This is a genomic window from Bacteroides faecalis (assembly GCF_003865075.1).
GTDB lineage: Bacteria > Bacteroidota > Bacteroidia > Bacteroidales > Bacteroidaceae > Bacteroides > Bacteroides faecalis.
In genome coordinates, this window is record NZ_BHWB01000011.1 from 66342 (window position 1) to 79270 (window position 12929).

General features: G+C 34.8%; 10 protein-coding genes and 3 tRNA genes. 6 read left to right on the forward strand and 7 right to left on the reverse strand.

Going from position 1 to position 12929, the window contains the following annotated elements; all coding sequences use genetic code 11:
• Positions 1-142: 142 nt before the first annotated feature.
• The 4 genes from EJF25_RS17005 to EJF25_RS17020 all read left to right on the forward strand — a co-directional run bounded on the left by EJF25_RS17005 (position 143) and on the right by EJF25_RS17020 (position 2788).
• Positions 143-2449, forward strand: a complete 2307-nt coding sequence (locus tag EJF25_RS17005) for a patatin-like phospholipase family protein (RefSeq protein ID WP_125042071.1) — start codon at positions 143-145, stop codon at positions 2447-2449.
• 78 nt (positions 2450-2527) lie between these two features.
• Positions 2528-2601 (forward strand) — tRNA-Arg (locus tag EJF25_RS17010).
• Between the two features lie 19 nt (positions 2602-2620).
• Positions 2621-2694, forward strand: a tRNA-Arg gene (locus EJF25_RS17015).
• A 20-nt stretch (positions 2695-2714) separates the two neighbouring features.
• Positions 2715-2788: transfer RNA gene (locus EJF25_RS17020), tRNA-Arg, on the forward strand.
• Between the two features lie 367 nt (positions 2789-3155).
• Here EJF25_RS17020 and dapA read toward each other — a convergent pair.
• Both dapA and ligA read right to left on the reverse strand, forming a co-directional pair.
• Positions 3156-4049 (reverse strand): 4-hydroxy-tetrahydrodipicolinate synthase, encoded by an 894-nt coding sequence (dapA, locus tag EJF25_RS17030; protein WP_125042072.1) that lies wholly within the window; start codon positions 4047-4049, stop codon positions 3156-3158.
• A gap of 58 nt (positions 4050-4107) precedes the next feature.
• A complete protein-coding gene (gene ligA, locus EJF25_RS17035; protein WP_125042073.1) occupies positions 4108-6108 on the reverse strand; it encodes an NAD-dependent DNA ligase LigA in 2001 nt (666 codons plus the stop codon).
• Between the two features lie 74 nt (positions 6109-6182).
• Here ligA and trmD point away from each other — a divergent pair, with 74 nt between their 5' ends.
• Positions 6183-6860, forward strand: coding sequence for a tRNA (guanosine(37)-N1)-methyltransferase TrmD (gene trmD / locus EJF25_RS17040; protein WP_125042074.1), 678 nt, complete (start codon positions 6183-6185; stop codon positions 6858-6860).
• 218 nt (positions 6861-7078) lie between these two features.
• On the opposite strand, the gene EJF25_RS17045 is transcribed toward trmD, so the two are convergent.
• The 5 genes from EJF25_RS17045 to EJF25_RS17065 form a co-directional block, all read right to left on the reverse strand.
• Entirely contained in the window at positions 7079-7990 is a 912-nt protein-coding gene (locus EJF25_RS17045; protein ID WP_125042075.1) for a dihydroorotate dehydrogenase, read from the reverse strand.
• Positions 7978-8754, reverse strand: a complete 777-nt coding sequence (locus EJF25_RS17050) for a dihydroorotate dehydrogenase electron transfer subunit (RefSeq protein ID WP_125042076.1) — start codon at positions 8752-8754, stop codon at positions 7978-7980. The genes EJF25_RS17045 and EJF25_RS17050 overlap by 13 nt, the downstream gene beginning before the upstream one ends.
• 76 nt (positions 8755-8830) lie before the next feature.
• Positions 8831-9301 carry a helix-turn-helix domain-containing protein gene (locus tag EJF25_RS17055; protein WP_125042077.1) on the reverse strand — a complete coding sequence of 157 codons (471 nt, stop codon included), beginning with the start codon at positions 9299-9301 and terminating at the stop codon, positions 8831-8833.
• A 1209-nt stretch (positions 9302-10510) separates the two neighbouring features.
• Entirely contained in the window at positions 10511-11530 is a 1020-nt protein-coding gene (gene holA / locus EJF25_RS17060) for a DNA polymerase III subunit delta (RefSeq protein ID WP_125042078.1), read from the reverse strand.
• A gap of 27 nt (positions 11531-11557) precedes the next feature.
• Entirely contained in the window at positions 11558-12334 is a 777-nt protein-coding gene (locus EJF25_RS17065; RefSeq protein WP_125042079.1) for an AMP nucleosidase, read from the reverse strand.
• Between the two features lie 63 nt (positions 12335-12397).
• Here EJF25_RS17065 and EJF25_RS17070 point away from each other — a divergent pair, with 63 nt between their 5' ends.
• Positions 12398-12847, forward strand: coding sequence for a type I restriction enzyme HsdR N-terminal domain-containing protein (locus EJF25_RS17070; RefSeq protein WP_125042080.1), 450 nt, complete (start codon positions 12398-12400; stop codon positions 12845-12847).
• Positions 12848-12929: the final 82 nt, after the last annotated feature.

Here is a 12929-nt window from a genome sequence, read left to right on the forward strand (position 1 = left end):
CAAAGAAGAGCATTCAGCGTAAAATACGTTGTAGTGCTCTTTTTTCATTTTAAGAAACGAATAAAAAATATCGATTTATTGGAAAGTATTGTATATATTTGAAGACTTAATGAAAACAGATTTCAATTGTTTAATCCGGGTTATGAGAAAATTTCTTTTAGTGTTCATTACTTTATGGGTATTCATACCGACTATTTATGCCCAGAAAGTGGGACTTGTATTAAGTGGTGGTGGTGCTAAAGGATTGACGCACATAGGTATTATTCGTGCCCTAGAAGATAACAATATTCCAATTGATTATATCACAGGTACATCTATGGGAGCCATCATTGGTTCTCTTTATGCGATGGGATATTCTCCGGATGATATGGTCGACTTGCTCAAATCGGAAGATTTTAAACGTTGGTATTCTGGACAGATAGAAGAGAAATATGTCTATCACTTCAAGAAAAATCTTCCTACCCCTGAATTTTTTAATATTCGTTTTTCATTTAAAGATTCATTAAAAAACTTGAAATCTCAGTTTTTGCCTACTAGTGTAGTTAATCCAATACAGATGAATCTTGTTTTTGTAGATTTATTTGCACGTGCTACTGCTGCTTGTGAAGGAGACTTTGACAAGTTATTTGTTCCTTTCCGTTGTGTTGCCTCGGATGTATACAATAAGAAACAATTAGTAATGCGGGAAGGTGATCTGGGAGATGCTGTCCGGGCTTCTATGAGTTTTCCTTTTATGTTTAAGCCTATAGAGATAGACAATGTGCTGGCTTATGATGGAGGAATCTATAATAATTTCCCAACCGATGTCATGAGAGACGATTTTCATCCTGATATTGTTATTGGAAGTGTTGTATCCACTAATCCTACCAAACCTAAGGAAAATGATCTTATGAGTCAGATTGAAAATATGGTTATGCAGAAAACAGACTATTCTATACCTGATTCTATGGGAATTCTAATGAATTTTAATTATGACAATGTTAGCTTGATGGACTTTCAGCGTATAGATGAATTACATGATATAGGCTATAATCGGACAATCAGTATGATGGATTCCATCAAAAGCCGTATCCATCGAAGAGTTAATAAAGACAATATACGTTTGCGCAGAATGGTATATCGTAGCAATTTTCCGGAACTCCGATTCAAGAACATCATTATTGATGGAGCTAATGCACAACAACAAGTTTATATAAAGAAAGAGTTTCATCGTTCAGATGATAAGGAATTTACCTATGAAGATCTGAAACAAGGCTATTTTCGACTCTTATCAGACAATATGATTTCTGAAATTATTCCTCATGCCGTCTATAATCCTAGTGATGATACCTATGATTTGCATTTAAAGGTAAAGGCGGAGAATAGTTTTGCTGTTAGATTAGGTGGTAATATCTCAACTTCTAACTCTAATCAAATCTATCTTGGACTTGGTTATCAGGATTTGAATTATTATGCTAAAGAGTTTCTTTTAGATGGGCAATTGGGGAAAGTGTACAACAATGTACAGTTTATGGCAAAAATAAACTTTTCTACAGCCATTCCGACTTCATATCGTTTTATTGCGTCTATTAGTACATTTGATTATTTTAAAAAGAACAAACTATTCTCTAAGGATGACAAACCTGCATTCAACCAAAAGGATGAGCGTTTCTTAAAGCTTCAGGTAGGGCTTCCATTCCTTTCCAGCAAGAGAGCTGAATTTGGATTTGGAATTGGGAAAATAGAAGATAAATACTTTCAGAAAAATGTCATAGATTTCGGGAAAGATAAATTTGATGAAAGTCGTTATGACTTATTAGGTGGTTCTATTAGTTTTAATGGAAGTACTTTAAATTCAAGACAATATGCTACAAGTGGATATAGTGAAGCTCTTATAGCGCAGATTTTCATAGGAAAAGAGCGTTTCTGTCCGGGTGAAGGAGCTACGAATGGAAATAAGAATGGTGACAAAGAGCATCATTCATGGTTACAATTATCATACATGAAAGAGAAATACCACACAATGAGTGAACACTGGACATTAGGTTGGTATCTAAAAGCATTGTATGCTTCTAAAAACTTCTCTGAGAATTATACTGCAACAATGATGCAAGCAGGTGAATTTTCACCTACATTGCATAGTAAATTAACCTATAATGAAGCATTCCGCGCTAATCAATTTGTTGGAGTCGGTATTCGTCCCATTTATAGATTAAATCAAATATTTCATCTTAGAGGTGAATTTTATGGTTTTATGCCTATTTATCCAATTGAAAGAAACTCTTTAAATAAAGCATATTATGGAAAAGCTTTTTCTAGATTTGAATATTTGGGAGAAATTTCAGTGGTTTGTCAATTACCCTTTGGGGACATCTCTGCATATGTAAATCATTATAGTTCACCGAAAAGAGAGTGGAATGTCGGGTTAAGTATCGGCTGGCAACTGTTTAATTACCGATTCATCGAATAATTTTATCAAAAAAAGTGTGTGAAACACTTGCTAGTTCGGGAAAAGTACGTATCTTTGCACCCGTTAAAACGAAACAACGGTCGCGTAGCTCAACTGAATAGAGTAGCTGACTACGGATCAGCCGGTTACAGGTTTGAATCCTGTCGCGATCACTTTTCGGGTTAGCAGAATGGCCGCGTAGCTCAACTGAATAGAGTAGCTGACTACGGATCAGCCGGTTACAGGTTTGAATCCTGTCGCGGTCACTCTTTATGTTATAATTAATGGTCGCGTAGCTCAACTGAATAGAGTAGCTGACTACGGATCAGCCGGTTACAGGTTTGAATCCTGTCGCGATCACAGAGACTGTCTCAATAAAAAAGAGATCGTCTCTTTTGTTTTATATCCCCCTATATTGTCTGTGATGATAGATTAAAACCGGCATGGCTAGATAACCTTTCTTTATATCAGGATATTCTTTAAATAGAATCTCCACCAGTATTCTTTGAGACCGAGTCCATAGCGTTTCCTTCTTGTAAAGAAAAACACTTCTTGCCAATAACTATTCCTGGTGTTTCCATTAGCAAAAACGGGTGAATGATACATTTTTCCACAGGCCTTTTTGCATAAATGATCTGCGTGAATTCTTCATCTAAAGCCTCCCCCCAACGAGCTAAGTCTCCTATCCTTCAGATATATTCTGAATTGTCACATGACGAGCTTTTTACTAACATTTTATATTCAGTTCATTCAAAACTTTCCGTATAGCTTCAAAGGTAGTAATTCGTGTTGGAACTAGGGGAAGTCGAAGTTTATTCTCAATCATTCCCATTGCATTTAGCATTGATTTCACACCTGCCGGATTACCGTCTACAAACAAAAGATTGAATAGCTCTGTAAATCTATGATGTATAGTCAGTGCATTTGCAAAATCTCCATGAAGTGCCAAACGTGTCATGCGGCTAAATTCACGTGGAAAAGCATTGCCTATCACCGAAATTACTCCAACAGCTCCTAATGTAATCAGAGGGAAAGTTATACCATCATCTCCAGAAATTACATCAAAGTTATCCGGTTTATTTTTAATGATATCATCCATTTGAGTGATATTACCAGAAGCCTCTTTGATGGCAATTACGTTATTAAAGTCACGAGCAATACGCAAAGTCGTTTCAGCAGTCATGTTTACTCCAGTGCGTCCGGGTACATTATATAGTACAATCGGTAATTCTGTAGCTTCAGCTATTGCTTTATAATGCTGGTAAATACCTTCTTGAGAAGGTTTATTATAATATGGGACAACAGACAATATGGCATCTACCCCCGTAAAATCATCATTTTTTAATGTTTCTACTACAGCACGGGTATTATTTCCACCTACGCCTAGTAAAATAGGGATTCTTCCATTCACGCGGTCTATCACCATTTTTTTTACGGTTTTCTTCTCCTCTTCAGTAAGTGTAGGTGTTTCAGCAGTGGTACCCAGCACGCACAAGAAATCCGCATTATTTTGCAATAGATAGTCTACTAAACGCATCAAAGCATCATAATCAACGCTCTCATCCTCTTTGAAAGGAGTAATCAGTGCTACCCCCATTCCTTTCAATTTTGTCTGTATCATGGTTTTAATTATAATCTCTAATAATTTCAGGCACAAAAGTACGAATATTTTTCATATCTTATGATATAAGTTTCAGAAAATCGTCTTCGCTTACTATGGTTATTCCAAGTTTTTGAGCTTTTTCTAATTTTGCAGGTCCCATATTTTCACCTGCAAGGATAAAACTAGTTTTCGCAGAAATACTTCCGACGTTCTTTCCTCCATTTTTTTCAATGAGTTCTTTATATTCGTCACGAGAATGGTGAGTAAAGACTCCGCTAATTACAATGGATTTACCTGACAACTTATCTGTGTATCCACTTAAATCTTCTTCTGTGCGATATAATTGTAAACCTGCTTTTTTAAGTCTGCCAACTAACTCACGATTCGACTCATTAGCAAAATAAGAAAGAATGCTTTGGGCTATTTTTTCCCCGATTTCATCGATACTTATCAGCTTTTCAAGATCAGCATTTTGCAGTTCATCAATATTCTCAAAAGACTTTGCAATCTTTTTAGCAACAGTTTCTCCAACAAAGCGAATTCCCAAAGCAAATATAACACGTTCGAAAGGTATTTCTTTACTTTGTGCAATCCCTGTAATGATATTCTCTGCTGATTTTTCTCCCATTCGATCCAAACTCTTAATTTGATCTACTGTCAATTCATACAAATCCGCAGTATTATGAATCAGGCCCAAACGATAGAACATATCGACTGTTTCAGGTCCTAGTCCATCGATATTCATCGCTTTACGGCTGATAAAATGCTCAATTTTGCCTTTAATTTGGGGAGGACATGCCGTTTCATTCGGACAATAGTGTGCAGCTTCACCTTCATATCTGATCAGTTTGCTACCACATTCAGGGCAATTAGTAATAAACTTCACTTTTTCCCCAAGCATGAAACTACGTGCGTCTTTATCTACACCTGTTATTTTAGGAATAATTTCACCACCTTTTTCCACATAAACCATATCTCCTATGTGTAGATCGAGTCCTTCGATGATATCAGCATTATGTAAAGAAGCACGTTTCACAATCGTTCCGGAAAGTTGAACAGGGTCCAAATTAGCAACAGGAGTAACAGCGCCTGTTCTACCTACCTGATAAGTTACCTTATTCAGGCGAGTAAGGGCACGTTCCGCTTGAAACTTATAGGCAATCGCCCATCTAGGAGACTTTGCTGTAAAACCTAGATTTTTTTGCTGTCTCAAGCTGTTCACCTTTAAAACGATACCATCTGTAGCAACTGGCAAATTTTTGCGTTCTACATCCCAATAATTGATAAAATCGAATATTTCTTGTAATGTATGACACTTACGCATTATTCCAGAAATCTTAAATCCCCATTTAGCAGCCTCCTGGAGGTTTTCATAATGTCCTTCACAAGGTAAGTTTTCTCCCAATAGATAATATAGGTAGGCATCTAATTTACGAGATGCTACAATAGAAGAATTCTGTAATTTAAGTGCTCCGGACGCTGCATTTCTTGGATTGGCAAAAAGTGGTTCTTCACGCGCTTCTTTTTCGCGATTTAGTTCTTCAAATACGACCCAAGGCATAAGTATTTCTCCTCTGATCTCAAAAGAAGAAGGATAATTATCACCATGTAACACTAGAGGGATGGAACGGATTGTCTTGACATTGTCAGTCACATCATCACCTTTTTCTCCATCTCCACGTGTGACTGCGCGGATTAGTTTTCCATCCTCATACGATAACGAAATAGATGTTCCATCATATTTCATCTCACAACAAATTTCAAAATCTTCATTTAAAGCTTTACTAACGCGTTCATAGAACTCAGCCACTTCAGCTTCCGAGTAGGTATTAGCTAATGATAGCATCGGGTATTTGTGAGCTACTTGGGTAAAATTCTTATTTAAATCGCTGCCTACACGCATTGTTGGCGAATTTTTATCTCTAAATTCCGGATATGCCTGCTCCATATCTTGAAGTTCTCGCATCATATCGTCAAATTCCTTATCTGAAATTTCCGGAGTATTCAATACATAATAATTATAATTATGCTGATGAAGTTCAGCACGTAATTCTTCTATTTTCTTTTTAATGTCCATATTTCTTCGATTGTTTAAGGCAAAAATACAGGTTTCTCTTTGAATATTTGTACTTTTGCGAAAAATTAAAGATTATGCGCATTGATATAATAACAGTTTTGCCTGAAATGATTGAAGGTTTTTTTAATTGTTCTATCATGAAAAGGGCTCAGAATAAAGGACTTGCAGAAATTCATATCCACAATCTTCGCGATTATACAGAAGATAAGTATAGACGCGTAGATGATTATCCTTTTGGCGGTTTTGCAGGAATGGTGATGAAGATTGAGCCTATCGAACGTTGCATCAACTCCTTAAAAGCTGAGCGAGATTATGACGAAGTGATCTTTACTACTCCGGACGGAGAATTGTTTGACCAGCCAATGGCTAATAGTCTTTCTCTTGTCCAAAATCTTATTATTCTTTGTGGCCATTTTAAAGGTATAGACTACCGAATCCGGGAACATTTAATCACAAAAGAAATTAGTATAGGAGATTATGTGCTGACAGGAGGTGAATTAGCTGCAGCAGTTATGGCAGATGCAATTATACGTATCATTCCGGGTGTTATTTCGGATGAGCAATCAGCGCTTTCCGATTCATTTCAGGATAATCTGTTAGCGGCACCTGTATATACACGTCCTGCTAATTATAAAGGTTGGAAAGTTCCCGATATCTTATTGTCCGGTCATGAAGCAAAAATCAAAGAATGGGAGTTGCAGCAATCTTTGGAACGTACTAAAAAACTTCGTCCAGATTTACTAGAAGAATAAAACTCAAATGTAAGTAAAAACTCCGATGAAAAAAGAGCCATTTTTCACCGGAGTTTTTTATTTGCCTATTATTTAATGTTTATATACCTTCTTACTTTTCGTATCTCAAATATATTTCTGATTCTTATCTTATTAAAAAATATCTCATCTTAATACTTAAAGTGGAAAATGACATTTTTCTTTCAAAATTGATGCGAATGGTTATTATATGTTTTTAGTTATACCTCAAGCGCACCAATAATTTCCTTTATAGACTTATATCCATATCTGTCCAGGTAATTATTTATACCATCTTCAACCTTAATTGCAACTGTAGGATCTATGAAATTTGCTGTACCAATTTGGATAGCAGATGCTCCTGCAAGTATGAACTCAACCGCATCTTTCCAATTCATAATCCCTCCTAATCCTATGACCGGAATATTTACCGCTTTAGAAACTTGCCAAACCATACGCAAAGCAATCGGTTTTACTGCAGCCCCTGACATACCTCCTGTTATAGTTGATAAAATAGGACGTCTACGCTCAGCGTCTATAGCCATACCCAGTAATGTATTGATTAATGACACGCTATCAGCTCCACTTTCTTCTACTGCACGAGCAATTTCTGTAATATCAGTAACGTTTGGAGAGAGTTTTACGATAAGTGTCTTTTTGTAAGCAGATCGCACAGCTTTTACTACTTCAGCAGCACCTTTTGCTGACACACCAAAAGCCATTCCTCCTTGCTTCACATTAGGACATGAGATGTTTAACTCTATAGCAGGAATTTTGTCAAGTTCATCAATGATTTCCGCTGTTTTCACATAATCTTCAATAGCAGATCCGGAAACATTTACAATCATATTCGTTTTAATGTCTTTTATACGAGGGTATATATGCTCAACAAAGTAATCTACTCCCTTATTCTGCAGTCCCACAGCGTTTAACATTCCAGATGGAGTTTCAGCCATACGTGGATATGGATTTCCTTCACGTTTGTGAAGAGTAGTGCCTTTTACAATAATACCACCTATTCGCGCTATATCAATGAAGTCGGAGAATTCTTCACCATATCCAAATGTACCGGATGCAGTCATTACCGGGTTTTTCATTTGTAAATCACCAATATTTACACTTAAATCTGCCATAATAGTTTATTTATATTAAAAACAGGACCTTCTTTACATACACACAAGTGACCTTCTGTCGTATTCTCCACACAACAAAGGCAAGCTCCAATACCACAAGCCATAGTGTTTTCCAGTGATACTTCACATTCTATCTGATTACTTTTGGCATATTTTGCAACAGCTACCATCATTGGCTTCGGGCCGCAACTATATATTTGTTCAAAATGTACTTTGTTCAATATTGAATGTTGGGTAACATATCCTTTTTCCCCATGGCTACCATCTTCTGTTGTAGTATAAACATCACCGTATTTTGCAAACTCTTCTAATTGCAACAAATCCTTATCGCTACGGGCTCCCAAAAGGAAAGTAGGTTTATGACCATTTTGGGCTAATTGCTCTCCTAAATATAACATAGGAGCAGTACCGACACCTCCACCTACTAATAACAACTTATCTGATGGATTTTGCGGCATTGTATAAGCATTACCTAAGGGGAGTATTACATTGATAACATCATCCTTGTTTACTTCTGCTAAACGCTTTGTACCATCTCCAACTAATTGGATAAGGAACCAGATCTCATTACGTTGTTTATCTACAAAGTTAATAGAAATGGGACGACGTAAAAATGTAGTAGGTGAACCATCCACCCGAAGTTCAGCAAACTGTCCCGGCAGCATTTCGGGCAGTAATGATTGAGAAGTCAATTTCAGTAATACATAATTAGTATGTAGTCTGATATTCTCAGTGACCGTCAGATCTAAAATAAATTTTTTCATGTATGGATATAAAAGTATAAATTCATATTTCCGCTACAAAGATACAGGAATTTGCTCAAACCACCGTTTTTACCACTTATTTTTCAGGTCTAAACGTTTCATAGGTGTTATCATCAAAGAAGATTCTTATTTCAGTAATTTTTCTAGTAGGCTTTTCTATATATCTAATCTCCTGTTTTACAATCTCTTTGGGGATAATCTCTATATTTTCTAATGGCATTTCCTTGCGATTTTCCGTAGCAATCGTCCTTTGGGGTGAATTTAATGGATTCTCGTCAAATAATGAAGGCTGATAATCACCATTTGAATTAGTTGATCCTTGATCATTGGAAATAGCTACCATTTCACCTTTACCATAAAGTAGCCACTCCAAATTTACATAATTATAAGTTTGATGAACTTTCATCACAACTTCCAGGCTAGGTTTATTCCTATCATTCAAAATATGAGAAAGAGTAGATTGCTGCACACCAATAGTTTCAGCAAAAACTCTGGGAGGAACTTTTTCTCTTTCCATTATTAATCTAATTCTATCTTTTAACTCCATACTATTCACTCTAGTTACAATTGTACGTATTATATGCAGATTTCACAAAAATATATCTTAATATAATGATTATACAAAGGTAAAAAATAAGTTTCACAAATGCAAATTACAAGTATAAAAATAATAATATTACAGATGTATAAAGTTTGTATAATGGTGAATTATACTTTTGTATATAAGGCTATATTAGCGTTAACCTATTACTTATTTTTAGTTTAATAAAATATTATAATATATTGATTATTAATGATATAATTGATAACATTGTTGACAGAATGTCTTAATTCACAAATATACATAATAACATAAAACCTATTTTATACTTCTTCTTTATATAAATGGGATAACATATTAATAAATAACATATTAATAGTTCACGACAAAAATGTTAATCCCTCTCCTACTACATTTCTATCGTACAAATAACATCTGTAAATTTGCCTTTGTACTAATGTATATACATTAGACAATGTGTATTATTGTATATTGATCACATGTGTAAATAATACATAAGTGAACTATTGGGAATACATCAGTAAATATGGAAAGTTGCAATTGCAATAAAATCAATGAAAGAATTCTATATTTACTAATGTCTTTTGGAATTTCTACTATATTTCTATTACATTCACTCTGAAATAGGTAAATCCTTGCAATATTTCCAGCCTTTTCATCGAATCTTTATAATTTTTAAATTCTAGAGGATTTATTTTTGTAATAATACTCTGATATTCAATATTTTATATACATATTCTATCTATTTTAATTTAATCAAACTAGAAAAATAGTACCATAATCAATCATAATACTGAATAAACTATCAAAATGACAAATATCAAAAGAGATATTAGGAGAGTTTTTTCTCATATATTAATTATATCAAAAATATTTCAATCAGATCTGTACTCTATATAAAATAAGTAGATTGTTTATTTTTCTAAAAAAGTGTGGTTTCGAATAGAAGAGAAAATAGACTTTAAAATACTCAAAAATAGATTTAGACAAGGATAAAAAATTCGAGTCTACCATTGTTATATGTATATTGAAAATCATAAATTGATAATCACTATTTTGTAAAGTTTTTCATCTAAAAAAGAAGAAATTTCATCAAAAATAAGAAGTAGAATTTAAAATATAAAAAATAAGGTCTACACTCTATATAATTATAGTAAAAGTATAGACCTTATTTTATAATAATAATATTATTTTTTAGTGTAAAATCTTAAACACTAGTTCACGAAGAATATCCCCGTCTGTCATTAAACTATTTTGGACTCCTTTTGATTTTGCATCAGCATACCGTATTTCACCAACTATTTGCATGGTTTTTACTCCACTATATTTCCGCATTGCAGCCATATAATCTCGAGCTTGCCATGGAGTTTTTAAACCTAACATATTTGCAATTCCCTGCTCTGTTTTATCTGGTGCATAATAAGCTAACATTAGATTGGAATAGAAGCTAAACAGCAGAGATAAAGTCATTTGAATAGGATTAGTTTTCGGATTTTCCTCAAAATATTTTATTATCTTATTTGCTTTAAGAATATCTTTTTCTATAAGAGCACTCCGCAATTCAAAATTATTATAGTCTTTGCTGATACCTATATTCTTTTCAATTTGCTCAGGAGTTACGCGTTTTTGTCCTATGGGCAATGTTATTATCAACTTGTCTAATTCTCCTGTCAAACGGCTTAAATCTGAACCCACAAAATCAGCAAGCATGGCAGTTGCTTTAGGTTCCATGTCTATTCCTTTTCGTTTCATATACGAAGAAATAAAGACAGGTAACTGTGCATCTTTAATCTTTTTAGATTCAAACAAAATGCCTACTTTTTCAACTTCTGCAGCCAGTTTTTTTCTACGATCTAATGTGCCATGTTTATGGCATATCACTAGGATTGTAGAATGTAGTGGCTTCTGAAGATAATATGACAACTCTTCCATATTACGGACAGCTTGTGCCTCTTTCACTACTACTACTTGATGTTCAGACATCATCGGATAGCGTTTTGCAGCATTAATTATAGTAGCTACATCTACATCCGATCCATATACAACAGTTAGGTTAAACTCCTTTTCCGTTTCGTTCAATACGTTATCTGTAATATAATCGGCAATCACGTCGATATAATACGATTCTTCCCCCATTAAATAATAAATCGGACGATATTGTTGGGCCTTTAACTCCCTAAGAATGTCATCACACGTCAATTCTTGCTTTGCCATATAATATATTCACTTTAGAAAGGCTGGTTACCAGTCATATTTCAAGTGTTTTACAGTTTTCTTTTCATCAATAATCATACGAAGAGAAGCGATGCCAATCTCAACATGTTCTTCTACATAATTTTTGGTAACTATATTATCACTTTTATCTGTTTTTACTCCATCCGGAGTCATTGGTTGATCGGACACTAATAATAATGCACCAGTAGGTATATGATTAGCAAAACCACAACTGAATAATGTAGCTGTTTCCATATCGACTGCCATTGCACGAGTTTTCTTCAAATAATCTTTGAAAGTATCGTCATGTTCCCAGATACGTCGGTTGGTAGTATATACAGTCCCTGTCCAATAGTCGCGGGCATAGTCTCGGATAGCTGATGAAACGGCACGTTGTAACATAAATGCTGGTAAAGCTGGCACTTCAGGTGGAAAATAGTCATTGGAAGTTCCTTCGCCACGAATAGCAGCAATAGGAAGAATTAAATCACCAATCTGATTTTTTTTATCAATGCCCCCACATTTCCCCAAAAAGAGACAAGCTTTTGGGCGAATAGCACCTAATAAATCCATAATAATAGCAGCATTAGGGCTTCCCATTCCGAAATTGATCATTGTGATACCTTCAGCACTGGCAGAAATCATATTAGCATCTCTGCCTAAAATGGGAACATTAAACAAGTTTGCAAAAATTTCTACATACTTGTTGAAATTAGTCAGTAGAATATACTCTCCAAAATCCTCCAGGTTACGTTTTGTGTAACGGGGTAGCCAATTAGCTACGATTTCTTCTTTTGTTTTCATAATTATCTATTAAATTTGTGGCTCCAATGATGGAAACCATTATTTAACTTACAAAAATAATAAATGTTATCGTTAAACCTACCAGCATTCGACACTAAAATAAATGTACGAAACGGAAAAAATGTAATTTTTGATGTGATTCGTAAACGATATGTCGCTCTTACTCCGGAAGAATGGGTACGACAACACTTCGTTCATTTTCTTATTGCACATAAAGGATATCCGACTGCACTTTTGGCTAATGAAGTAATGGTCAAGCTAAACGGCACTACGAAACGTTGTGATACAGTGTTGTTTCGGCGAGATCTATCTGCCCGAATGATTGTTGAATACAAAGCTCCACACATTGAGATAACACAAGCTGTATTTAACCAAATTACACGATATAATATGGTACTGAAAGTAGATTATCTGATTGTTAGTAACGGGATGCAACATTATTGTTGTCAGATGGATTACGAACAACAGAGTTATACCTTTCTTAGAGATATTCCTGACTATAATTTACTATGATATTCCTTTTAAAAAAGATGATGACGCTATACTGCTTTTATAGTGTCATCATCCCAACTATATACTGACACCATCCAGACTG